This window comes from Pediococcus acidilactici, assembly GCA_024970065.1.
Lineage (GTDB): Bacteria > Bacillota > Bacilli > Lactobacillales > Lactobacillaceae > Pediococcus > Pediococcus acidilactici_A.
Map to the genome: position 1 here is coordinate 1,694,352 of CP103908.1, position 24,657 is coordinate 1,719,008.

Here is a 24,657-nt window from a genome sequence, read left to right on the forward strand (position 1 = left end):
AGGAGGATTATTATATGTCATTTTCATTATTAAGTAGAAGACAAGATATTGAACGTCTAAAAAATGAAACCCTCGACTTACTGACCATCGGCGGCGGAATTACTGGTGCAGGAGTAGCCATTCAGGCTAGCGCCATGGGCATGAACAACGGACTAATTGAAATGCAAGATTTTGCGGAAGGAACCTCTTCGCGATCGACTAAATTAGTTCACGGAGGAATTCGCTACCTCAAGAACTTTGACGTTGAAGTAGTTTCCGACACCGTTAAGGAACGGGCGGTCGTCCAAGGGATTGCTCCCCACATCCCCCGGCCTGATCCAATGTTGTTACCAATTTACGACGAGCCGGGATCCACTTTTAACATGTTCTCCGTCAAGGTTGCGATGAACCTATACGACCAACTAGCTGGAGTTACGGATCCTAAATACACTAATTACACGATTTCTAAGGAAGAGGTGCTCCAACGCGAACCCCAGCTTAACCCCGACAAATTGTTAGGTGGCGGTGTTTACCTAGATTACCGGAATAATGACGCCCGTCTTGTAATTGAAAACATCAAAAAAGCTCACGAAAACGGGGGCTTAATGGTTAGTCACGTAAAAGCCCAACACATTTTGCACGACGAAAATGGTAACGTCAACGGAGTCAACGTAAAGGACCTCTTAACTGGCGAAGAATTCGATATTCACGCCCGTCTCGTAATTAACACCACCGGGCCGTGGTCCGACTTTATCCGCGAAATGGACGACCACCTCGAAGTAACTCCACAAATGCGGCCTACTAAGGGGGTTCATTTAGTAGTCGATCGTTCTCGACTCAACGTTCCCCAACCAACCTACTTTGACTCTGGGCAACAAGACGGCCGGATGGTCTTTGCGATTCCACGGGAAGGTAAAACATACTTTGGAACCACCGATACCGACTATCAGGGCGACTTCCTTCACCCGCGGGTTGAACAGGCTGATGTGGATTACCTATTGAAAACAATTAACGAACGTTATCCAGAAGCAGAGATTACCATTGATGATGTAGAAGCTAGCTGGGCAGGGTTACGACCATTGATTGCTTCTAACGGCAGCTCAGATTACAACGGCGGTAATTCTGGTAAGATCACCGCCCAAAGCTTTGACGAAGTAATTGCAATCGTGGATAAATACGAAAAGCAGTTGGTTAGTCGTGAAGACGTGGAAGACGTACTTAATCACTTAGAAAGCACCCTTTCCGAAAATAAACCGAACCCTTCTGCGGTTTCTCGGGGAAGCTCGCTAGATGTGGCTCAAGATGGCTTGATTACCCTTGCTGGTGGTAAGATCACCGATTATCGGAAGATGGCTGCTGGCGCGATTGCCTTAATCGCTAAACTGCTTAAGCAACGTTTCAACCGGAACTTCAATTCGATCGACTCCAAACACCTCCAAGTTTCTGGTGGGGATATTGATCCGCAAAACGTGGACGCCACCTTGTCATTCTTTGCTAAACAAGGTATCGAAAGCGGTCTTTCCAAACCCGAAGCGGAGAAGATTGCCAACCTCTTCGGATCCAACGCGGCACGGGTCTTTAGTCAAATTGGTCGTTTGCCGGCTGCACCTGGCTTAAGCCTTGCAGAAACCATCAGTCTGCACTACTCGATGGAAGAAGAAATGACCTTGACTCCCGTAGATTACTTGCTCCGGCGGACTAACCACCTCCTCTTCCACCACGACGCCATCGCCGACCTCCAACAAGGAGTGGTTGACGAAATGGCCCGCTACTTCAACTGGAGTGCGGAACAAAAACAACAATATAGTCAAGAACTTCAAGACGTAATCGCTGAAGCCCACCTAGATTATCTGAGATAGGAGTAAGTTTAGATATGGAAACTAGTTTATGGATGCAGTTAGTCGGCGAATTTGTCGGCACGTTCATCTTAATTTTACTTGGGGACGGTGTGGTTGCTGGTGTAACCCTGAAAAAATCCAAAGCAGAGGGTGCGGGCTGGATCGCAATCTCACTTGGCTGGGGATTGGCAGTTACCTTAGGGGTGTATACCTCCGCCTTTCTAAGCCCAGCCCACTTGAACCCGGCCGTGACCCTGGGAATGGCAATGGCTGGCAAATTTGCCTGGGCCAACGTGATTCCTTACTGCATTGCCCAAACTCTGGGCGGAATCCTCGGCGGGGTATGTGTTTGGATCCATTACTATCCCCACTGGCAAGCCACTAAGGATGCCGATGCCATTCGGGGAATCTTTGCCACCGGACCGGCGATTCGTAATTACGCGATGAACTTCATCAGTGAAGTAATCGGAACTTTTGTTTTGGTATTCGCCCTGTTAGCTTTCACCCGGGGCAACTTCACCGATGGTTTGAATCCGATCGTGGTCGGCATTTTAATCACCGCCATTGGATTATCCCTTGGAGGGACGACCGGTTACGCAATTAACCCGGCACGGGATTTAGGTCCGCGGATCGCCCACGCCATTCTTCCAATCGCCAATAAGGGCAATTCCGACTGGGCGTATAGTTGGGTTCCTGTATTTGGTCCGATGGTCGGCGGCGCATTAGGTGCCTTGTTATTTAACGTGTTACCGTAGTTCACAACTGCGCATTCATTAAAACGTATGCGAACAAACTAAGAAATTTTTTCACAGATGAATATTTTTCCGAAAATTATTTTGGCGCGTTGACTTTAATAGCGCCCAAAATCAGTTTATTTCGTCTAACCCGAAATCGATTGTTGTGCCTAATTCAGGCATAATGGTCGATTTTTAGTTAATACTCACAAGCTCTCCCGTTTTTGTCTCCCACTCTTTTTCACGTCCTTATTCACAACTAATTTACTAACCGTCCGAAAAATTGATACACAAACTATTTTACAGCGTTTATAATCAATGGTAGGGCAGAAGCGTTTAAGAGTAAAAACACTGTTTAATTCACAGCGTTGTTCTTTATTCTAAAAGCGCCCAAAAACGGAGGACTATGTATGCAAATTGAACCTAACGTCGTTATCAGTCAGTTTTTCACTCATATGGAAGATCTGCTTCATCATGCAGATACTAGTAACGTAGATATTCCAAATAAGGTAGCGGAACAAACCCGTTCTTTGGCTCGTTTTAACGTTCCGTACTACGTATTGACTAACGATTCCACCCAGGAACCCATTGATAACCTCCACGTGGTTAATGTTAACTTGGATAAAATATATCAAAGCTATCCAGAGATGACTCTTTACTTCTATCGAATTTTTATGACTTTTTATTTTTTACAGGCTCATCCTGAAATCGAAAAAGCAGTCCTAACTGACGCAACCGACGTCACTATGCTAAACTACCCGTTCGACGAAATTAAACCCGATACGCTATACATGGGTGACGAAACCGCATTTCTATTTGAAACTGAAATTATTCTTAACAATGAAGGACCCCAGTATTTGCAAGACTTTTTCTTGAGAAACGGTAACCTGTTGCCTACCTTAAATTTAGGGGTAATGGCCGGAACCCGGACAGTCCTAATGGAATATCTTGGGATGATGGTCAAACTAATTACCGAAGCCAAATTAAAATTCAAACAAGGCGACGAACGCTACCGGCTTGGAACATTTGAAATGGCAATTTCTAATTACGTGGCTTACGAATATTTCCAAGATCGTTTGATTCATGGTCGCAAAGTAACTAGCTTTTTCTCTGGCTTTCAACCTCACAGTAGTGCCTGGTTTAAGCATAAATAAACAAGGGAGCTCAATTGAATGTTAAATAAAAGACAAGTTTATCAACTATTACGTGACCGAGTGTGGGTTCTACAATATTTTGAAAAAAATATGTTACATCCCATATTTATCAGCACTATACCTAAAACTGCTTTTTTAAGTTTTATATTTAGAAAAAACGGGCGTATAGAAATCCCCACAGATATATCATTTGTCCCTAATGGGTACAGTGGATGGAATTTTGACGAAGCAAATCAAGAAATCCTGTTTACTAACGAAAACGGCAATCCAATATTTCGTACAAGCTTGCCTAAGGAACTACCTTACGGAATTACAGCACTAAAAAGGGCAGCTACTCCCTCTGATGATTCTATATATTTTTATGTTAGCTATTTTCACCTTAGTAGTTCGTATGTTTCAGAACAATTTTTGGGGGCACTAAGGCTTTTTTCTTACCTCGCTCAGTTTACACAAGCGATTTTTATAATACTTTGCGTTGGACTGGTTTTAACACTAATTTAGTTGACCACGAAGACAGCCAGGTAGCCATGTTTACGGAAATTTACGAATACCTTGCGTATCATCCCCAAATTGCACAAGTGATCTTTTCTCGAACCAACCAACCAGTCGTGCAACTTCCAAAAAGGCAACAACTTTTATTTAGTCTTGAAGGCAATCAACCTTCATTAGTTTATTTTTCGGGAACCCGGGCGGCCATTATGGAATTACTGGCGTTGGTAATCACTGAAAACAATCTGCGTTTATATAACGATGTCGACCAACGTAGTGAAACAGAAATGCTACAAGACGTTATCACTACCTGCTTTGCGGGACGCTATGAAGTAAGCGACTCATTTCCAGAAGCAGCTTCACTTTGGGAGATTTTACTGAATTTTTAAAAAATTACCTAATACTAATATCTTCGCAATCCCTAAAAAAGTGATACGCATACATTTCGATAACGTTTATAATAAAAGAGGTTCATGATTATCGCTAACAACTATTCTTAATAATATATCTAGTACAGTAAAGGAGTTTCAAATGAAGGTTGAACCTAACATCGTGATTAGTGAATTCATCACTAAAATGGAAGACGTGTTGTATCACACAGATACCACCAATGTTGATATTCCAAGTAAAGTTGTCAAACAAGCCAACTCACTAAAACAATTTCAAGTACCATATTACGTACTAACTAATGAACCTAGTCAAGAAAAAAACGATAACTTAAGTATCGTCAACGTTGATTTGAAAAAAATTTACAGTAACTATCCCGACATGACCTTATATTTTTGTCGAATATTTATGGCCTTTTATTTTCTGCAAGCCCATCCCGAAATCGAAAAAGCTGCCTTAACGGATGCGACCGACGTCACCATGTTAAATTATCCGTTTGAACAAGTTAAACCCGGTATTTTATATATGGGAGACGAAACCAATTTCGTATTTGTTAATCAATTAGTGATGGATAGAGATAATCCCGAATACATGACCAAGTTCTTTCTCGAAAATGGTAACTTGTTGCCAACCTTAAATTTAGGCGTCATGGTTGGTACGCGAGCTACTTTAATTGAATACTTAGGCATCATGGTCAATTTACTAACTGAAGCAAAACTAAAGTTTAAGCAAGGTAATACGGAATACCACTTAGGAAAGTACGAAATGGGCATTTCCAATTATGTTGCGTATAAATATTTCAGTGATCGTTTAATTCACGGTCGGAAAGTTAGCACCATTTTTAGTGGTTATCAAGAGCATAGTAGTGCATGGTTCAAACATAAGTAAAGGATGACAGTCGATAATGAATAAACAACAAGTTTTTAACTTAATAGGTAATCGGATTTGGATTTACCAAAGCATCAACAAATCCCATCCTAACCCGACGCTATTTGTCTTAGCAGGTGACGAAGAAGCCTCTAAATCCTTTCTCAGCATTCGCTTTCACAAGGACGGGCATGTTTCTGCAGCCACAAAAGTAGGATTTTTTCCCAACGAATTTGCCAAATGGGATTTCAACGAAAATACCCAAGAACTTATCTTCATTAATCAAGCTGACCAAACAAAAATACATGCCACGCTTCCTTATGCATCTTCTTATGGGGTTATTACGATTAGCTTAAAAAATGAACCTGCTGATTCAGACCAAGAAAACCAGTTTGTTAATGATCCCCACTATGATCATTTAGAAATTTCTAAACGAACTTTAGGCGGTGAGAAAGTTTTCATCACTCCTCAGGAGTCCTTTGATTATTTCTTGCGTTATGACATGCGCTGGCTCGGCTTTAATATTAAGTTAATTGATCCCGCAACTTCTTTAACCGAATTTTTCAGTGGCGCTTATAATTATCTGGTTACCCACCCACATTTAAAGGAAATTGTAATTTCGCAAAAGAGTAAGTTAATTACCGAACTACCCCAAACACAACATTTATTATTTTTAAACAATCAGGGAGCCCCTTCATTCGAATACCTCTCCGGAGAGCGATCGGCAATAATGGAGCTTCTCATCATGATTTTGTCTGAGAATAATTTACGGTTGTTTGATGATAACGATCAACGAGATGAATTAGCTATGTTGCAAGATATTCTAACTAGTCATTTCCAAGGGCGGTATGAATTAAAAAATTTACCAGAGTTTTAAATAATCGTGTAGCAATCATCATTTTTAATTTCATAGCATGAAAATTAAATTTCAATATATTAATGGAGGTACCCAAGTGCAAGTTGAACCTGACGTAGTTATTACTGAATTTATTACTAATATGGACAATATTTATCATGATTATGATAATACGAATATAGACATAGCTGCACACGTAAAAGAACAAGCTGCATCACTAGCAGAACATGACGTTCCTTTTTACGTTTTAACTGATGATCCACAGCAAGTGGCCGATAAGGGGAGCTTTCACATCACTCACATAGATTCTTTTAACCACTATCCTGACTTATCTATTTTTTTCTACAGACTTCTAATGGCCTACGACTTTTTACAAGACCATCCGGAAATTGAAAAAGCCGCGTTAACAGATGCTAATGATGTAACTATGTTAAATTATCCATTTGACAAGATCCAAGAGAACACTTTGTACATGTGTACCGAATGGGAACTTTTAGGCGATATTGGGATAATAAACTCTAACGATTCTCCGTACTTCATAAAAAAATTTATTGCTGAACACCAAATGTTACCAATTATTAACCCTGGCCTTATAGTTGGTACTCGCGCGATTTTGATAGAATTTCTAGGGATTTTTCTTAAACTCATTACTGAAAGTTCATTAAAATATCAACAAGGAGACGAATCTTCACGATTAGGAGATTTTGATATGGAGCTTAATAATTATGTAGCTTACCGCTACTTTAGAGATCGCTTAGTTTATGGTCGAGAGGTCACTACTATTTTTCAAGGATTTCAGTCTACAAGTAGTGCTTGGTTTAAGCATAAATAAGGAGTTTTACTACTATGTTAAATAAAGACGATGTAAAAAAAATCATTTGTAATCGACTATGGATTTTTAATTTTGTTTCTAAGGAACATCCTTACGCTACTTATCCAACAAGACTAGCTTTAAACTCTAATCCTGACGATAAGTACAATTATCTCACCATTAAATTTGATGAAAATGGAAAAATTAAATTCCCCACTAAATTGGGCTTCATTCCGCCAGATTATTACAAGTGGGACTTTGACGAAGATCAACAGGAAATTGTGATTATTAGCAAGGATGGTCAATCAGAGAAAAGAACTCAACTCCCCCAAAAAGATTTCTTTTACAATGCTGACACTCTTGTGTTTAAACAAGATGATCCGAGTGACCAAAGTACCAGTTTCCTTTTAAACTTCCCACATTACGACGCGTTTCGAATTTGCCAGCAAGATATGAATGAACGGGCTATGGTATTTGTTCCCCAAGCATTCTTTAACATAGATATTACGCAGTATTGTACTAGACGCGGATTTACCATTTATTCAGTTGACCATCAAGATGAACTTACCGATTTTCTTCAGGAAATTTTAGAGTATTTAATGGACCACCCTCATTTAAATACTGTAATAATTTCCCGTAATCCATCACCGGAGATGGAATTTAACTTTCCTAGTGGGCTCGACCACGTACTTTTATCTAATCCTGATGAAGCATCTCCTTTTAACTACTGTGCAGGCGAACGTTCTGTAATGGTTGAATTATTAATTATGTTAGTTACCGAGAATAATAAGCTTCAATTAAATCCGGAAGATAATCGTTCTGTAGACATACTGTTCGCTCAGCTTCTAGAAACCAAGTTTGCTGGTCGAATCGAGTATATCCAATAAATAAAAGCATCCCCAACTCACTTCATAAAATTGAAGTAAATTAAGGATGTTTTTTAATTATGATTTAAAAACCACCCGATCAACTCGTTCGTTGGTTACCACTTTCTTAGTTTGTGGTTGTGGATTTTCAAAATTATGGTTAGCCAAAATTAACTTAATCGCGGCAACATCCTCAGAAGTAATCGTTCTTTGGGAGTAGGTATTATAATCGTCATCGGCTAATAAAACTGCGTTCGTCACGTCATCGTAAATACCTAATGTATAGCCGTCCGGCATCCCATAATACTGCCCGTTAGAAATATGATTGAGTCCCAAACTATGACCTAGCACATGCCGCATAGTAATAAATAAGGCATTAGTTGCGTAGTTTTCTTGGGATCAAGCGCATACCCGACCAGACTATTGTCAATCATCTTTGCCAAATTTAACTCCTGTATCGTAACTAAGCAAAAAATATTTCTCAAAAAAACTTTTATTTTGCTTAATAGCTACCCATTATTTTCCAGAAGAATACCATATTCCGTGGACACGACGAAGGATAACCATTATACTAAACGTGGTATAACTTTTACCGTAGTTATAATTTCCCCAGGGAGCGGTTAAGGGACTTGAATGCAACCCGAAGCTGATGTTTTGCTATATATTTAACTTTTAGCAATTACTTTACGATAGCTAGTAACTTTGAATAACTGTCAATCACCGTCATAAGGAGTACACAAATTGTTAACAAAAAAAGAAGTAGAAAAATTAATTTGTCATCGCTTTTGGATACACAAAGCTGTTACCGAAGAAAACAATTTTATCCTAATTTTCATGGGCGATGCATCAGCAAGTGGATTCTTAGTAATTCAATTTGAAACAAATGGAGAAATCACCTTTCCGACCCATTTAGGGTTCCAACCTGGGGAATATGCCCGTTGGGACTTTGACGAGGAAAAGCAAGAAATCTTATTTTTTGATAAAAACAATAATATTAGCAATCGGGGAAGCCTTCCCACTAAGTGGATAAACGATGACCATATAATTCAGTTGCTTAATGGTAACAATGGTATTCTAGTTGACGATTCAAATACCAATACGCAGCAAGTTACCACCAGGGTGCTCGGTGGAAAACACATGTATTTTACTTCTCGGCAAGCGTTTAATATGGACTTATTCCATGATATCAGTCGGGCCGATTTCAACCTAAAATTATTAGATTATCAGGATTCTCTTATTGGATTTTTTGACCAAGCTTATGAATACATTGCTCAGCATCCGTCACTAGAAAAGATTGTCATCGCAAAGGATGGACCAGCGGTAATTAAACTTCCCGAAGAAAACCAACTACTATTTGCTGAAGATGCTCAACATCCCTCGTTCAATTACTTTGCTGGAAGTCGGGCTCGTGTTATGGAATTATTAATTATTATTTTGTCAGAAAATAATAAACGCCTACTTAACCCTGATGATTCTCGCACTGAGGGAGAGTTATTATCAGACGTACTAAATAACCAATATTACGGTCAATTTTCATTAACGCAAGTCTCGTGATTTTTCCTTGGCAACTTTTGTATGTTTAACAAAACTATTAATCTCTAATCGAAAAACATCCCTGCCTAACTCCTGTGTAGACAAGTAACAAACGTAATTACATTTAGTAAATCAACCTAATTATATTAGAAATAAAATAAGGAGCTTTACATGAAAGTCGAAAGAAATGTCGTAATTAGTGAATTCATTGTTAACATGTACGATCCCCATTATGGTCAGGATAATAGTAACGTTGACATTGCCGCCAGAACACAAACTCAAGCTGAGTCTTTAGCACGCTTGGACGTGCCATACTACGTGCTGACCAACGCAGATGATCAAGAACCAGATACCGGGGCCCACATCATTCACATGGATTTATTTACTCACTACCCTAACCTAACTTTGTACTTTCACCGGATTTTGATGGCTTTTGAATTCTTACAAAACCATCCTGAAATTGAAAAAGCTGCGTTAACCGATGCAGGAGATGTCACCATGCTCAATTATCCATTTGATGAAGTTGAGGAGGGAACGCTTTATATGGGAGACGAAAGTTTTTATATTTTTGCCACCCCAGTGATTACTTGGCATAAGGATCTTCAATGTATAGAGGACTTCATTAGAGAAAATGGACTATTACCTACCCTAAACTTAGGTGTCATGGTAGGCACTCGCGCCGTGTTAATCGAATATTTAGGAATTATGGTTAAGATTATCACCGATGCCCAACTAAAAATTAGCCAAGGTGACGACACTTATCAACTCAGCGACGTAGAAATGGCAATTTCTAACTACACCGCTTACAAATATTTCGGCGACCGTTTAATTCACGGTCGGGAAGTTACTACAGTAATGGATGGTTATCAAGAGCCAAGCAGCGCATGGTTTAAACACAAGTGAGGAGTTTTAGTAATGCTAACTAAAGATGAAGTAAAAGATTTAATTTGTGATCGTTTTTGGACATTTCGGGTAATTAGCCCTGAAAAGCATTTCAGCACCTTATTTATTGGTACAGAACCCGGTTCTGGAATGCTAGCCCTGTGTTTCCGGCGCGATGGTAGGATTACCTTCCCTACCAACGTAGGTTTTAAGCCAGGCGAATATCGTCACTGGGACTTTGATGAGGAAGCACAGGAAATTACTTTCATTGATTATAACAACCAAATTAGTCGGCGAGCACAAGTTCCTGCTCAATGGTTTGGTGGCAGTCTTAAAATGCAGCTGATCACCGATTCAGATAATATTGAAGTTTTTTCGTATGAACCTCATGTTGATAAAAGTGCAATAAAAAACCGCGTAATTGGAGGAAGTCACATGTTTTTCACTCCCCGTAGCGGCTATAATTTTGAATTATTCCAAGATTTGGCATTTCTAAATTTTGATATTAAGCTTATCGATGCTGAAGACTCTATAGTAGCTTTCCTTAACGAAGTTTATCAATATATGATTGTTCATCCTCAATTAGAAGAAGTAGTAATTTCGCAGATAGGAAAACCATTGATTCAACTGTCAAAGGAAACTAAACTATTGTTCACTAAGAATGATGAACAGCCGTCATGTCAGTATTTCACGGGTGAACGCGATTTAATTATCGAGTTTTTAACCGTAGTTTTATCTGAAAATAACAAGCGTTTGCTTAATCCGGACGACTACCGAAACGAAGAAGAAATGATCCGAGACATTATTTCAAATCGGTTCGCCGATCGATATGAAGTTGCAGAAAACCCGATTATGTAATAAAAAGTTGACTAGCTACAACTGGTCAACTTTTTATTTAATGCATTTAAATAAGTGCGCACTCCGCATAAACTAAGTTTTAATTTGTTGGATTTATGCTTTAAATGTACATTCAAATCAATTGCAATATTTCTACTCAGGAATTGTTCGCCCCTACCTACTTATAAAATAACCAGCACCTTCGTACTAAATTGTATCTTCTTTTTTAAATTACACAATCGAATTCTATATCCCACTATAAAATCTACCCACAAAAAAATTGCTAAGGGAGCCAAAAGTAATGTTGTTATGAGTATGGACAATATATCTTTTATCGTTTATACTAAGTGCGGTATATATTTTACCCCAAAAACCAATTCCAAGTGCAATAATAAGGAGCATTACATGAAAGTTGAGTCGAACGTCGTAGTCAGCGAATTTATCACTAATATGGATGATTTATTACATCATGAAGACACGCACAATGTGGACATTCCAACTAAGGTTGGAGGGCAGGCTAAATCATTAAAGCGCTTTAACGTACCATATTATGTACTAACTAATGAACCGAGCCAACCTCCCATTGATAATCTACACATTGTTAACGTTAACTTGCATAATATTTATAATAATTATCCTGATTTAACCCTGTATTTTTATCGTCTTTTCATGGCCTTCTACTTTTTACAAGATCATCCTGAGATTGAAAAAGTTGCTCTTACGGATGCTACGGATGTGACGATGCTTAACTATCCGTTTGATAATATCAAACCCGATACTTTGTATATGGGAGATGAAACTACATTTTTATTTGATTCTTTGCTGATCATTGGTGTCAAAAATCCACCATTCATAGAGGATTTTATTTTAGACAATAGCAATTTGCTCCCTACCCTTAACTTAGGCGTAATGGCTGGCACTCGCGAAGTTTTAATTGAGTTTCTTGGAATGATGCTTAAGATTATTACCGAATCTGAACTAAAAGTTCGTCAGGGTGATGAAAGTTATCATTTGGGTAAATACGAGATGGCGATTTCAAACTATGTAGCATATAAATATTTCTCTGAGCGTCTCGTTCATGGTCGCGAAGTTACATCTCTATTTGGGGGCTATCAAAAAAATAGTAGTGCCTGGTTTAAACATAAATAATAGGGAGTCATTAATTAATGCTAAATAAAAAGGAAGTTTACAAATTAATAGGTAATCGGATTTGGATTTATCAAACAACTGCCCAAGATGATCCTTTCCCAATTTTAATGTCTTTAGGAGGATCTGTTCCTGCTTTTTTCTGTATCGTTTTCCATGCTAACGGACAGATTAGCATCCCTACTGACGTTGGTTTTTTTCCTCCTGAATATCGCTATTGGGATTTTGACGAAGAAACTCAAGAAATTCTTTTCAAATCTAAACCAGACGAAATTTCATTACGTGCACAATTACCATCTAAATTGTCTTATGGAGTTACCGCCATTAAAATAAATCATCTACCCGAACATGGTGATACAAATTTCATGTTAATTAACGAACCCCATGAAGATCACTCAGAAATCACTGAACGTCTTCTGGGTGGGAAGAAAGTCCTTTGCGTCCCGTTCAATGCTTTTGACAACGGGTTATTTTACAAGTTACGTTGGAGCGGCTTCAATATTCATCGGGTGCCAAATAATCCTGAACTAATTGAGTTTTTGGCAGGGGTCTATGACTATCTTGCTATTCATCCTAAATTAGAGCAAGTTGTAGTAGCATATAAAAATACGGAAGTAATTAAAGTTACCCAAAGTAACAAATTACAATTTTTAAACGTTCATGATAAACCCTCGTTTACTTATTTTTCAGGAAGCCGACCACTCCTTATGGAGCTATTAATTACAGTCCTAACAGAAAACAATATACGTTTGATCGATGATAATGACCACCATAGCGAAGATGAATTACTCCAAAGAATTTTAACCGATAAATTTAGCAACCGCTATGAACTAATAGATTTACCAGGATTTTAAAAAAGCCAACTATATCTAGTGATCCATAACCAACTTTTTAATAGTAATTTACTTCTATAAACACGCAAAACTGCATTAAATACTAAGATTTAACTAGTAGTACTAGTTTCTACACAAAAAATAAGCACTTGTTAAAAAACTATTTAACAAGTGCTTATTTTTTACCGCAATAATTAATATGTAGACTTTCCATAGTAAATGAGTTGAGTGTCCGGTAGCAAAAGATACTTTTGGACAATCATTAGCTGACTACTAGCCCAAAATACATAAATTTCCTCTCCATCTACAAACTATTCAAAAATCATGTCATCAAAGAAATAATCACATAAATCATCGCGCCCTTTTTCATTAATTTTTTGCTTATAGTCCTTTCATCATCATTAGTCAGATTAACTTTTAACCTTCTTTACCATAACGAATTTTTTGCTAAGCAATGTAGACACTGTATCATTTAAGAGCTATACTAAATGCGGTATATATTTTACCTAGATAACTATTAATCCAAATATAAATTAAGGAGTATTAAATGAAAGTTGAGTCGAACGTAGTGATTACTGAATTTATCATAAACATGGATAATTTCTTTCATCTCTACGATAATCATGACGTTGACGTTGCTGAGCAGGTCCAAGATCAAGCAACCTCGTTAGCACAATTTGACGTCCCCTTTTACGTTCTCACTAATAGTCCAGACCCTAAGGACAGCGGGAATTTACATATTGTGAACATGAAGCTTTTTGAACATTATCCTGATTTAACTTTATATTTTTATCGTTTCCTAATGGCATACGAGTTTTTACTAGCGCATCCAGAAATTGAAAAAGCAGCTTTAACTGATGCCAAAGATGTAACGATGCTGAACTATCCCTTTGATAAGGTTGACGAAGGCGTTCTATACATTGGCGACGAATGGAAACGCTTAGGTGATGCCGATATTATAGTTAATAGTAGCTCCCCACAGTACATGAAAGATTTCAGCGCGAAAAATGCTACGCGTATCCTTTTAAATATTGGAGTGCTTGTTGGAACACGCGATGTGTTACTTGAATACTTAGGAATCATGGCCAAGTTAATTACTGACGAGCAGTTAAAAATTCAACAAGGCAACGAAAATGCTGGGCTAGATGGATTTGAAATGGAAATCGGTAACTATGTTGCATACCGCTATTTTGCTGACCGTTTGGTTCATGGTCGAGAAGTCACCACCATTTTCAAAGGTTTCCAAGAAAAAAGCAGTGCGTGGTTCAAGCATAAGTAATTAAGGCTGTTTCATAACGAAAGTATGATAAAAGTTCGTTTAATACCAAAAGGTGCAGGCAATCACTATCTGGGGCATTTTTTGGCGCTTTGAAAGTAGCACCTCATTTATATGGCTCTTCACCCTGTGTGAATTTCCTTTATAAACCTAATATCTCTAAGCTTCCAGATTTCGAGCGAACGCTGTAAACGTTAGAATTTTCACATCCCAATACAGCAGTCTGCATCTTAGGAGGATGAAAAATGAATAAACAAGACGTAATAAATTTAATTTGTAACAAATTATGGCTTTGGCGACTATGGGAAGTCGCTACCCTTCCAGGAAATAACGGAAGGCCCGGTCCATTATATTTGGAATATGATGAACAGGCCGGATATAGCATGGTAGTGCTTATATTCAATAAAGATGGCAGTTTTGAATTTCCTACTAAAATTGGCTTTATCCCACCTGAATGTGATCATTGGGACTTTAACGAAAATGAACAAAAAATAATTTTTTATGATCACGATAACACGCCTAGAACTTGGGCAACCATTACTTTAAATGGTTTTTACGGCGCTACCCAACTTAACTTTGCAGACGGTAATGGCGTTCTCTTCAATTTTACAGATTACACTGTTTCTGGTAGCTACGTTACGGATGTCAAAAATATGGCGTTCGTACCTCGTTCTAAGTTTCATGGTGAACTGCAAAGAAGATTCAGTAGAAAAGCCTATAGTACTTGTCCCGTTGACTCTAAACCACTAATGCTATTTCTTAACGAGATTTATGAATATTTGATTGATCATCCTGAAGTAGAAGATGTTATTATTTCTCAAACTGAGACAACCAAAATAAACCTTGCCAAAAATCTTAAACAGCTACTATTTGCAAAAAGCACTGAACAAATCACTTTAGAATATTGTGCTGGCCAACGTAGCATTATTTTGGAACTAATAACTGCTTTACTAACCGAAAATAATAACCGACAGCTAGATCCCAACGACTCCCGTTCTGAGGACGAACTTCTCCAAGATCTGCTAAGAAATCGTTTTGCTAATCGCTATGAAGTGATGAATTTAGAAATTTAACGTAACTGCACTTATTTACGGAGAACCCCCTTTACATGATAGATGCAATTTTTTCACTGCGACATTCATAAAGTTAGGAGAGCGGAACTCCGTTGTTTAATTCTGTTCCTTGATTGCAATGGGGATAATTACTATTTGCTCGACTGGTGACAATATACCGATTAAAATCCTAAAAGCTTCTACATTAAATTAACTACCGTTAGCTAATAATAATAACCAGCCTTTATTGAAAATTGCGCAGTCATTGCTAGTGGGATGGTGATCAATAACGTGGCAATAGTTGCTATCATCACCATTAAGATAGGTTAGTTATGTAACCTAATCTATTACTCATTCATTTTTATCCTACTTGCTTTTGTTCATTAAATTACAATCGCATTATACATCTCACGTTAAAGCTTCTCAGCAAAAAACGTGTGTTACTAAGTATTGTCTTTATACTGTCTAAGGCAATTTTTAACACCGTATCATTTAAAGGCTATATCGAATGCGATATATATTTTATGTCGATAACAATTTTTACAGATTAAGGAGCAATAAATGAAAGTTGAACCAAATGTTGTGATTAGCGAATTCATTATAGATATGGAAGACTCCTTTAAACATGCAGATAACCAGAATGTTGATGTTTCTCAGGCCGTGGCTACTCAAGCTAAATCACTAGCTGACCATCATGTACCTTACTACGTGCTCACTAATGCAGATAGCCAAGAAGGACCAGAAGGTACCCACATTGTGCACCACGACTTATTTAATCATTTTCCACACCTTTCTCTATATTTCCACCGGATTTTAATGGCTTACGAATTTTTACAAGCTCATCCGGAAATAAAGAAAGCCGCCTTAACAGATGCTACAGACGTCGTGATGCTCAATTATCCCTTTGACAGCGTTGAAGACGGAATTTTATACATGGGTGATGAACCCTTTTATATTTTTGCCACTCAAACAATTAACATTACATCGATTACCGGACGACCTGAAATTAAAGAAATCAATAATTTTATCAAGGAAAATGCATTATTACAGACCCTTAATCTGGGCGTAATGGTTGGTACTCGAGCAGTTTTGTTGGAGTACTTAGGGATAATGGTAAAAATCATTACCGATACACAGTTGGCCGTTGCTAAAGGAAAGCATGAGTATCAACTAAGTGAAATAGAAATGGCCTTATCCAATTACGTTGCTTACCAATATTTTACTGATCGTCTAGTACATGGACGAGAAGTCACCACTATTTTTAATGGTATGCAAAGAACGAGCAGTGCATGGTTTAGTCATAAATAGAAAATTCCGCATTCATTATCTTACCTGTACTTATGGACAATATCCCTAATAAAGCTACTATGCAAAACGTTTTAAGTTTATGTCTGCTAAATTAGCCATGGAAAATTTTTTAAAGCCTGATAAATATAATCAAGGAGTTATGTAAATGTTAAATAAGCAAGAGCTCACTGACATAATTTGCGATCGTTGCTGGATTTTACGGATTGTTATTTTTAAGCATCAATTTGTTCCTTTGAAGCTTGGAACATCTACAAGCGGAATGTTGGCAATTGTTTTTCATCGCGATGGAACCATTGGTTTTCCCACTAACCTTGCGTTCAAACCTTCAGAATATCGTGGATGGGATTTTGACGAAGCAAATCAAGAAATTATCTTTCTTGACACTAACCATCAAGAAAGCAAACGGGGCACTGTCCCAAAACAATGGGCAGGTAAAAGCTTAAAAATCGATTCAATTGGAGAGGACACCCTATTTACTTCAGAGCCTTATGTGGAAAAGCGTGCCATTAAAGATCGCATCTTAGGGGGGACCAACCTTTGCTTCATCCCCGATAAAAATTATGAATTTGAAGCATTCCAAAGCATGGCACGGGCGGGATTTGCTACGAAGCTTGTTGATTCCACCAATTCAATCATCAACTTCTTAAGCGTTGTTTACGATTATGTAGCTATGCACCCTCAATTAGAAAAAATCATTATTTCGCAAATTAGTCTAGCGTCTCTTAAAGAAGCCCCTTACGGCAAATTGATTTTTACTAATGATAATGGGAATCCTTCATTTGATTACTTAGCCGGTAACCGCGGAATCGTTATGGAACTGCTTACCACAGTTTTGTCGGAAAACAATAAACGACGTCTCAATCCCGAGGACTTTCGTAGTGAAGACGATCTATTACAAGAAATTCTAACTAATCGTTTCAGCAATCGATACGCTTTAGTTGATTTACCCACCAAGCCATAAATTACAACAACCAAAAATATTTTGGTTGTTTGCTCGTTAAAAACAGATAGGTAATTGACGAGCGCCTAAGTAACATTGGAGGAAAACTTATGCTAAGTAAAGAACAATTTATTGATGCAATTTGTAACCGTTTTTGGTTTTATGAAAATATTTCTGTTGATGCTCCTTATGAAAACACGCCTCAAGTACTTCCTTTATACGGTCCTGAGCATGAATATGCACTTTTGGGAATGGAGTTTATGCCAAATGGCAAAATCACTTTTCCCGTAAAACTGGGCTTCATTCCACCCGACTACTATCGTTGGAATTTTGAAGAGAAACAACAAGAAATTATCATCTATCATCGTGATAATGATTCTGTAAAAAAAGGCAAATTAGTAAAAAATGGATTCTATGCTACTAATGTAATTAAGCTAACCTCTTCTAATGATAGTCAGTATCGAGGGATGCTTATTAATTATCCCTTTTACGACGCTCAAACAATTACTACTCGAACTATCGGGGGTAGTAACATGGTGTTCATCCCCCAAGGTCTTTTTAATTCGGAAGTAACTACCAACCTTACTCGCCGTGGTTACAACGTTTCGCCCGTGGTCCACGACGAAAGTTTATTTTCTTTCATTAAGGAAGTCTACAAATATTTAATTGAGCACCCCAAATTAGAAGATGTAGTTATCGCCCGTACCGAAATTAAAGATATGACAATTAATTTTCCTAAGAAGCCTGGCCAGATATTGTTGTCCAACAACGACAGTCAACCCGCTTTTAATTATTGCGCCGGAGGCCGTGCCGTTGTTTTAGAGCTGTTAATTATGCTAATAACCGCAAATAATAATCGTTTGTTAAATACTGACAATCAAAGTTCAGACACTGAACTTGTAAATCATGTTTTAAATAACCATTTTACTGCTCGTTACGAACTACTAGCATAACTAGGATGTTAGAAATTTTTTAGTAATTTTAAGGAGCAAATATAAATGAATGTTGAACCTAACGTAGTTATTACTGAATTCATCGTAAACGTCGATAATTATTATCACATTATTGATAATAGCAACGTTAATGTTGCGGAAAAAGTCCAAAAATTGGCTCAGTCACTAGGCCGTTTTAAAGTACCTTTGTATACGCTAACCAATAGCGATGAAGAAAAAGATGAAGATGGTTTTCACATCATCCATATGGACCTGGCGAAGGAATATACAGGTCTAACGGTATTCTTCCACCGGCTTATACTAGCATTTAAGTTCCTTCAAGCTCATCCGGAAATTGAAAAAGCCATTATTTCGGATGCCTCGGATGTAACCATGCTTAACTATCCGTTTGATTCCATGGAGAACGGTAAGCTTTATATGGGTGATGAATGGGGAATCATGGGTGACACTCGTATTTTATACAGCGATCGTGACCCCTTTTTTATTAAGAAGTTCATCGCTGAAAACCAATTGTTGCCTACCATGAATATGGGAATCATTGCCGGAAGTCGAGAAATTCTTATCGAATACTTAGGGATTATAATCCAATTTATTCAGACAGCCAAGTGAAGGTACAACAGGGGGACGACACTGCCGCCCTAGGTAATCACGACATGGAACTAGGAAATTACGTTGCTTATCGATACTTTGCCGATCGCCTAGTCCACGGCCGGAAAATCAGTACCATTTTCCAGGGATTTCAGAGCATTAGTAGTGCGTGGCTTGAACATAAGTAATAAAAAACATCTATACTAAAATTGTTATTAACGATTATTGCACTACTTACACGATCACAAATAACATAGACATTTCAGAAAAAGTTGTAGCCCGAAATCGGTCCTTAAAACGATTCAACGTGTCATGCTGCGTATTAAATAACGAACCTAATCAAGAATTGATCGATAACTTACATATTATAAATGTTGAGTTACAAAAAATTTATGGACGCTTCCTTAACTTCACGGTGTGTTTTTACCGTGAAAAGGAGGGATTATAATTTAATTAGGTAATTAAACTGGATTTATTAAATCACATCTAAAAATAATCTCCTACTATGCTAGTCATGTTAGGAGACGGTCCGTATATTTTATGACAAGTTTTTCGCAAAAACGAACGTATTTGAAGTTCCTACTAAATATTAGTTTTATCCGTCAGAATTCACGTGTTGGGATTTTGACGTAGCTGCCCTGGTGGAGATTACTAATAAATCATTCAAAATTGTGGCTTCAATAATTCACCGAATTGAATACGGGACTGAACTAACTAAATTTTCTTCTAAAGACCAATTATTATTTTTAAATGTTCATGATAAACCATCCTTCAATTATTTTTAGGGGAGTCGTCAGTTGCTTATGGAATTATTACTCATGATTCTATTTGAAAATAATATGCGACTATTTGACAAAAATGATCAACAAAGCGAAGAAGAATTGCTTCAAGAAGTGCTAGTCAAAGAATTTAATAACCGCTATGAATTAGCGGACCTACCGGAGTTTTAAACAACCAAATGAAAACGGAGACCGAATTTGTGAATTTGGGTCTCCGTTTTTTATGTTGCTTCTTTTTTACTTTTAAGATTTAGGAACTGCCCGATCAATTTGCTTGGTAGTTACTACCTTCTTAGTTTGTGGTTGTGGATTTTCAAAGTTATGGTTGGCTAAGATTAATTTAATTGCACCAACATCTTCAGGGGTAATGGTCTTTTGATTAACAGCCTCATAATCAGCATTAATCACTAGAACCGCATTCATTACATCGTCATCAATACTTAACGCATACCCGTCAGGCATCCCGTAATATTGCCCATTAGAAGTGTGATCAAGTCCCAAGCTATGCCCTAATTCATGACGCATTACAATGAATAGCGCATTAGTTGCGTAATTTTCATCATTGGTATCAAGTGCATGATTTACTAAATCAATATCGATTCCGGTATTACCGCTTAGCGTTGCGCTACCTGCTCCTATGGGATTAGCACTCACTTTTAAAGTAACCTTCTTATCTGTATCCGCTGCTTTAACGAGCACTGTTTTTCCTAAAACGTCATTCCAACTCCTTGCCGCTCGATCTAAGTTATCTTCAAAGACTTTTACAGCTTTGGCAGGGTCTTTTTCGCCCGTAAAATCACTTTCTTTAGCGGAGCTTTGATAAATAATTTGGCCGTCCGGGTTATAGGCATTATCAATCATTTGCGAATTAACATCCATATCGTAGTTGCCATACGTATTAGTAGATCCTAAAAATTGGTCGTCTATCAAAGCAATTCCTTGATTATTTACTGCTGGGTAACGTGATTTTAAATCTAGGTTAAGCGCATGCTGGTCAACCCAATACCATTGGTTACCATCGAAGCTTACCTTAATAAATTTAGTCGCTTGCCCAGCTCGTTTACCAGTTGGGTAAGTATACGTACCAGGCATTTCAGCTTGACTATAAACCGTCGTTCCCGACTTATCCCCTAAATTAGCAATGTTATCCTTCTCTGTCTGACCATCTTCGACCTTGGTGTAAAAAGGATAATCGTTGTTTAAGACCACGTTGTAACGATATGGGTGTAGCGGATCCACTGCCGTGGGCACGTACTTGCTCAGGACCGGGTCGCTTTTATAATCGGTAGCTTCGCCAATATTGATTGTTGCTGGTTTCCGTTGCCATACGAAGGTATCGTCGCCCATTGTTGGCGCGTCAAAATTAGACATTAACTCTGTTGAAGTCCAAACGTGGTTGCCAGCGGGGTCGTCAACGGTGCCGTTACCCACGTTTTGCCAGTGACCAGTGTAACCGTCGGCAGTCGGGACGTCGGGGATATTCATATCATCCTTTAATTGACTCTTTTTACCTAAGGTCAGTTGCTTTAAGTTACGGCATACTATGAACATATCAGCAGTGTCCATGTCATTAGTGATAGTAAAGGATGATAAGTCTAATTTCTCAACACCGGAGTTTGAAAACATGTGGTTCATGTTGGTTACTTTCGAAGTATCCCAATTAGACATATTTACCGTTTTTAAATTCGTTGTGCTAACAAACATTTCATTCATCGTATTAACATTTGATGTGTCAAAATTAGACAAATCCAAATTGGTCAGATTTTTAGTCTCCAAAAACATTTGCATCATATCAGTTACGTTACTAGTGTCAAAAGATGATAAATTCACTTCGGAAACATTTGAATTATAAAACATATATTTCATATTTTTAACATTACTGGTGTCAAAACTACGCAAATCTAATTTTTTTAAGTTGCCCGTACCGTCAAACATTCCTGTCATATTAGTAACTTGACTAGTATCAAAGTTACCTAAATCTAACTCGTCGAATGCAGTATTCCAGAACATATAGGTCATATCGGTAATTTTGCTAGTATTAAAGTCTTTAATATCTATTATCTTTAACATTGAATCATCGCGGAACATTTGTTCAGCACTTCCTGAGTAATCCAAATTACCAAGCTTAGTAATTTTCTGTAAATTAGGCAAATTCCCCAACATATCACTAATATCATGTGCGCTAGTAGCCTTAGTAAATTCAATGCTCTTTACTTGCTCAGGTTCAATTCCATTGTTACTTAGAACATCATGTAGCGGTGGCGCTTGTCCAATATCGCCGCCTGCTGAAATTAATTCGCCGTCATCTGCCAGCGTCCAGGTAGAATTTCCCCATTCAATGACCGCCCCACGCACATTCTTCTGCGCCGCCATCGCTAGTTGGGTAGTAATCAGCAACGTGGCAATAATTGCCCCTGCGATCACCAAGCATTTCTTAGTTATGTAACGTAGATTATTAGTCATTACGAACCTCCCTTGTACAAATCGATTGTTCAACATTTTACAATCTAATTGTATAAGCTTCGGTAACAATAACACAAGTGAAAACACTTACAAAAACCGTTTTATTTTAATAACGCTTATACACCGCTATTCTCGTTAGCAATCCTAATGATTTTTCCATAAAAAAATCTGTTGTTAATTACCAAAATATTGGTCTTCAACAACAGACAGATATATTTATACGGAAATTCTCATAATTACCTTAACAATTCTTTTAGTTCCTTGACTTTACGTCCAAAATCCTTAAATGCTTGGTCAAGGTAGTCACGTTTCGTAACATCAATTCCTGCTCGCTTAACAATTTCCACCGGATAATCACTTGCGCCTGCTGACAGGAATTCTTTATAGCGCTCGACCGCACCGGGCTTTTGGTTAATGATGTCGTCTGCCAACGCCGTCGCAATTGCCTTTGAAGTCGCGTACTGGTATACGTAATAGTCATAGTAGAAGTGTGGAATTTGTGCCCAGGTGTCGTCCTTCCATGGCAAATCACTGACCGCTGCCCCATTATAAGTCTTGAAAAGCCCGTTAAATTTCTGGGCCATCAAATCAGGGGTGAGGGTCGTTCCTTCAGCGTCTTCGGTATAAATAAAGTGTTCAAACTCTGCAAAGAGGGTTTGCCGGTAAACTGTCCCAATAAAATTATCCACATTTTGGGTCAAAATGAAGGCTTTAATTTGGGGATCATCTGCGTACTTTTCCAGCATGTAATGATTAAGTAAACTTTCATTTAATGTAGAGGCAATTTCCGCAATAAAAATTGGATATTGAGAATACCAGAAAGATTGCGCTTGATCGGTGTAAACACTTTGTAAAGCATGGCCCGATTCATGAGCTAAAGTGGAAGTACTATCATAGATATCGTTCCAGTTTAACAAAATGTACGGATGCACTCCGTAAACGTCATCTTCATAACCACCGCTTCGTTTACCCTTATTTTCCGCAACGTCAATCCAACGCTGGTCAAATTCAGTTTGTAAATGCGCTTGGTAATCCTTACCTAACGGTGCCAACGCGGCCATGGTTGCTTTTTTGCCTTCTTCAAACGACAAACTTAACTTGGCGTCCGCAACTAACGGAACGTGACGATCAAATTGATACATATCTTGCAAACCTAAGAATGACTTCCGGAAAGCATAGTAATCGTGCATCAAATCTAAGTGTTCATGCGTGGTTTCAATTAACGTGTCATAAACCGTTTCGGGAATCTTTTGGTCGCTTAAATTCATTTCACGAGCACTCTTAAAGTGGCGAATTTCAGCCATAATATTTTGGGCGTGCACGTGACTACGGAGCGTTGCCGCAAAGGTATTCCGCATGGACCGGTACGCTTTGGCAACTTGGCGACTAGCTTTCATCCGCATTTCTTGACTTGGTGAAAGTGCAAATTCACTTGCAGTGGCGTTGGTTAATTGGACCTCTTCCCCATTTTCATCTTTGATCATCCCGAAATCTAAGTCGGCATCGTCTAATTTAGCAGAAATTTCTGCCGCATCGTCGATGGCTGGTTGTAATTGGGCCAATAACTTTTCTTCGCTTGGAGTTAATGTGTGCGCTGCTTGGGCTTGCACCCGCCGGAGATTGAATTCATATTTCTTCAAAGCCGGCTCTGCTTCTAAGAACTGGTCAAGCTGTTCAACAGAAAGGCTCGTAATTGCCGGATCGTAGAATGCTACAGCAGCCTCCCATTTATTTAAAACCAACAGCGCTTGGTTTAAAAGATCGTTGCCATGCGGGTCAGCCGTATCGCCATCGTTGACGCGAGCAGCGTAACCATAAATTTTTAGAACTGCCTCTTCACTCTCGTAGAGTAATTTAGTAGCCGCAAGTAAATCGTGAGCATTCTGCACTCCCTTCTCGGCAAGTTTTTGAATATCTTCAATTTGCGACTTAACGGCCGTAATTGCGTCGTTAAAATCCGCTTCCGTAGCAAAAATGTCCGCAACGTTCCAAGTTAGTTCAACGGGAACTTCTGCACGGGTAGGTTGTTTTTTAGCCATGGTGTCCTCCTATATTAATGTGTTTAGGGTTGATGGGGAATATTATA

22 protein-coding genes and 2 pseudogenes are annotated in these 24,657 nt (G+C 38.3%); 21 read left to right on the top strand and 3 right to left on the bottom strand.

Going from position 1 to position 24,657, the window contains the following annotated elements:
* Positions 1 to 14: 14 nt before the first annotated feature.
* From glpO to NYR25_08155, 9 genes are all read left to right on the top strand, one after another.
* Positions 15 to 1,838 carry a type 1 glycerol-3-phosphate oxidase gene (gene glpO, locus NYR25_08115; GenBank protein UWF33538.1) on the top strand — a complete coding sequence of 608 codons (1,824 nt, stop codon included), beginning with the start codon at positions 15 to 17 and terminating at the stop codon, positions 1,836 to 1,838.
* Between the two features lie 14 nt (positions 1,839 to 1,852).
* Positions 1,853 to 2,572 (top strand): aquaporin family protein, encoded by a 720-nt coding sequence (locus NYR25_08120; GenBank protein ID UWF33539.1) that lies wholly within the window; start codon positions 1,853 to 1,855, stop codon positions 2,570 to 2,572.
* Positions 2,573 to 2,961: 389 nt separating this feature from the next.
* Positions 2,962 to 3,705 (top strand): hypothetical protein, encoded by a 744-nt coding sequence (locus tag NYR25_08125; protein ID UWF33540.1) that lies wholly within the window; start codon positions 2,962 to 2,964, stop codon positions 3,703 to 3,705.
* Positions 3,706 to 3,723: 18 nt separating this feature from the next.
* Positions 3,724 to 4,206: a hypothetical protein gene (locus NYR25_08130; protein UWF33541.1), complete on the top strand. Its 483-nt coding sequence runs from the start codon at positions 3,724 to 3,726 to the stop codon at positions 4,204 to 4,206.
* Positions 4,176 to 4,583 (top strand): hypothetical protein, encoded by a 408-nt coding sequence (locus tag NYR25_08135; protein ID UWF33542.1) that lies wholly within the window; start codon positions 4,176 to 4,178, stop codon positions 4,581 to 4,583. Before NYR25_08130 ends, NYR25_08135 begins: the two co-directional genes overlap by 31 nt.
* A 142-nt stretch (positions 4,584 to 4,725) precedes the next feature.
* Entirely contained in the window at positions 4,726 to 5,469 is a 744-nt protein-coding gene (locus NYR25_08140; GenBank protein UWF33543.1) for a hypothetical protein, read from the top strand.
* A 16-nt stretch (positions 5,470 to 5,485) separates the two neighbouring features.
* Positions 5,486 to 6,325 (top strand): hypothetical protein, encoded by an 840-nt coding sequence (locus NYR25_08145; protein UWF33544.1) that lies wholly within the window; start codon positions 5,486 to 5,488, stop codon positions 6,323 to 6,325.
* A gap of 76 nt (positions 6,326 to 6,401) precedes the next feature.
* Positions 6,402 to 7,136, top strand: a complete 735-nt coding sequence (locus tag NYR25_08150) for a hypothetical protein (GenBank protein ID UWF33545.1) — start codon at positions 6,402 to 6,404, stop codon at positions 7,134 to 7,136.
* A 14-nt stretch (positions 7,137 to 7,150) separates the two neighbouring features.
* Entirely contained in the window at positions 7,151 to 8,002 is an 852-nt protein-coding gene (locus tag NYR25_08155; GenBank protein ID UWF33546.1) for a hypothetical protein, read from the top strand.
* 57 nt (positions 8,003 to 8,059) lie between these two features.
* Here NYR25_08155 and NYR25_08160 read toward each other — a convergent pair.
* Positions 8,060 to 8,412 (bottom strand): annotated as a pseudogene (locus NYR25_08160) (cell surface protein).
* 310 nt (positions 8,413 to 8,722) lie between these two features.
* On the opposite strand from NYR25_08160, the gene NYR25_08165 reads away from it, so the two are divergent.
* The 12 genes and pseudogenes from NYR25_08165 to NYR25_08220 all read left to right on the top strand — a co-directional run bounded on the left by NYR25_08165 (position 8,723) and on the right by NYR25_08220 (position 20,279).
* Complete coding sequence (locus tag NYR25_08165; protein ID UWF33547.1) at positions 8,723 to 9,535, top strand: hypothetical protein; 813 nt, start codon at positions 8,723 to 8,725, stop codon at positions 9,533 to 9,535.
* Between the two features lie 150 nt (positions 9,536 to 9,685).
* Positions 9,686 to 10,417 carry a hypothetical protein gene (locus NYR25_08170; protein UWF33548.1) on the top strand — a complete coding sequence of 244 codons (732 nt, stop codon included), beginning with the start codon at positions 9,686 to 9,688 and terminating at the stop codon, positions 10,415 to 10,417.
* 12 nt (positions 10,418 to 10,429) lie between these two features.
* Positions 10,430 to 11,254, top strand: a complete 825-nt coding sequence (locus NYR25_08175; GenBank protein ID UWF33549.1) for a hypothetical protein — start codon at positions 10,430 to 10,432, stop codon at positions 11,252 to 11,254.
* Positions 11,255 to 11,638: 384 nt separating this feature from the next.
* Positions 11,639 to 12,382, top strand: a complete 744-nt coding sequence (locus NYR25_08180; protein UWF33550.1) for a hypothetical protein — start codon at positions 11,639 to 11,641, stop codon at positions 12,380 to 12,382.
* Between the two features lie 17 nt (positions 12,383 to 12,399).
* A complete protein-coding gene (locus NYR25_08185) occupies positions 12,400 to 13,233 on the top strand; it encodes a hypothetical protein (GenBank protein UWF33551.1) in 834 nt (277 codons plus the stop codon).
* A gap of 526 nt (positions 13,234 to 13,759) precedes the next feature.
* Entirely contained in the window at positions 13,760 to 14,491 is a 732-nt protein-coding gene (locus tag NYR25_08190; protein UWF33552.1) for a hypothetical protein, read from the top strand.
* Between the two features lie 242 nt (positions 14,492 to 14,733).
* Entirely contained in the window at positions 14,734 to 15,561 is an 828-nt protein-coding gene (locus NYR25_08195; GenBank protein UWF33553.1) for a hypothetical protein, read from the top strand.
* Positions 15,562 to 16,101: 540 nt separating this feature from the next.
* Positions 16,102 to 16,848 (top strand): hypothetical protein, encoded by a 747-nt coding sequence (locus NYR25_08200; protein ID UWF33554.1) that lies wholly within the window; start codon positions 16,102 to 16,104, stop codon positions 16,846 to 16,848.
* 145 nt (positions 16,849 to 16,993) lie between these two features.
* Positions 16,994 to 17,809, top strand: a complete 816-nt coding sequence (locus NYR25_08205; protein UWF33555.1) for a hypothetical protein — start codon at positions 16,994 to 16,996, stop codon at positions 17,807 to 17,809.
* Between the two features lie 89 nt (positions 17,810 to 17,898).
* Positions 17,899 to 18,741, top strand: coding sequence for a hypothetical protein (locus NYR25_08210; GenBank protein UWF33556.1), 843 nt, complete (start codon positions 17,899 to 17,901; stop codon positions 18,739 to 18,741).
* Between the two features lie 45 nt (positions 18,742 to 18,786).
* Positions 18,787 to 19,517: pseudogene (locus NYR25_08215) on the top strand (hypothetical protein).
* A gap of 615 nt (positions 19,518 to 20,132) precedes the next feature.
* Positions 20,133 to 20,279 carry a hypothetical protein gene (locus NYR25_08220; GenBank protein UWF33557.1) on the top strand — a complete coding sequence of 49 codons (147 nt, stop codon included), beginning with the start codon at positions 20,133 to 20,135 and terminating at the stop codon, positions 20,277 to 20,279.
* A 72-nt stretch (positions 20,280 to 20,351) separates the two neighbouring features.
* Here NYR25_08220 and NYR25_08225 read toward each other — a convergent pair whose 3' ends face one another.
* Entirely contained in the window at positions 20,352 to 22,571 is a 2,220-nt protein-coding gene (locus NYR25_08225; GenBank protein UWF33558.1) for a BspA family leucine-rich repeat surface protein, read from the bottom strand.
* 236 nt (positions 22,572 to 22,807) lie between these two features.
* A complete protein-coding gene (gene pepF, locus NYR25_08230; GenBank protein UWF33559.1) occupies positions 22,808 to 24,610 on the bottom strand; it encodes an oligoendopeptidase F in 1,803 nt (600 codons plus the stop codon).
* Positions 24,611 to 24,657 lie beyond the last annotated feature (47 nt).

Coding starts and splice junctions, on each gene's coding strand:
- glpO (UWF33538.1), top strand. CDS start 15: ATGTCATTTTCATTATTAAGTAGAAGACAAGATATTGAACGTCTAAAA.
- NYR25_08120 (UWF33539.1), top strand. CDS start 1,853: ATGGAAACTAGTTTATGGATGCAGTTAGTCGGCGAATTTGTCGGCACG.
- NYR25_08125 (UWF33540.1), top strand. CDS start 2,962: ATGCAAATTGAACCTAACGTCGTTATCAGTCAGTTTTTCACTCATATG.
- NYR25_08130 (UWF33541.1), top strand. CDS start 3,724: ATGTTAAATAAAAGACAAGTTTATCAACTATTACGTGACCGAGTGTGG.
- NYR25_08140 (UWF33543.1), top strand. CDS start 4,726: ATGAAGGTTGAACCTAACATCGTGATTAGTGAATTCATCACTAAAATG.
- NYR25_08145 (UWF33544.1), top strand. CDS start 5,486: ATGAATAAACAACAAGTTTTTAACTTAATAGGTAATCGGATTTGGATT.
- NYR25_08155 (UWF33546.1), top strand. CDS start 7,151: ATGTTAAATAAAGACGATGTAAAAAAAATCATTTGTAATCGACTATGG.
- NYR25_08170 (UWF33548.1), top strand. CDS start 9,686: ATGAAAGTCGAAAGAAATGTCGTAATTAGTGAATTCATTGTTAACATG.
- NYR25_08175 (UWF33549.1), top strand. CDS start 10,430: ATGCTAACTAAAGATGAAGTAAAAGATTTAATTTGTGATCGTTTTTGG.
- NYR25_08180 (UWF33550.1), top strand. CDS start 11,639: ATGAAAGTTGAGTCGAACGTCGTAGTCAGCGAATTTATCACTAATATG.
- NYR25_08185 (UWF33551.1), top strand. CDS start 12,400: ATGCTAAATAAAAAGGAAGTTTACAAATTAATAGGTAATCGGATTTGG.
- NYR25_08190 (UWF33552.1), top strand. CDS start 13,760: ATGAAAGTTGAGTCGAACGTAGTGATTACTGAATTTATCATAAACATG.
- NYR25_08195 (UWF33553.1), top strand. CDS start 14,734: ATGAATAAACAAGACGTAATAAATTTAATTTGTAACAAATTATGGCTT.
- NYR25_08200 (UWF33554.1), top strand. CDS start 16,102: ATGAAAGTTGAACCAAATGTTGTGATTAGCGAATTCATTATAGATATG.
- NYR25_08205 (UWF33555.1), top strand. CDS start 16,994: ATGTTAAATAAGCAAGAGCTCACTGACATAATTTGCGATCGTTGCTGG.
- NYR25_08210 (UWF33556.1), top strand. CDS start 17,899: ATGCTAAGTAAAGAACAATTTATTGATGCAATTTGTAACCGTTTTTGG.
- NYR25_08220 (UWF33557.1), top strand. CDS start 20,133: ATGGAATTATTACTCATGATTCTATTTGAAAATAATATGCGACTATTT.
- NYR25_08225 (UWF33558.1), bottom strand. CDS start 22,571: ATGACTAATAATCTACGTTACATAACTAAGAAATGCTTGGTGATCGCA.
- pepF (UWF33559.1), bottom strand. CDS start 24,610: ATGGCTAAAAAACAACCTACCCGTGCAGAAGTTCCCGTTGAACTAACT.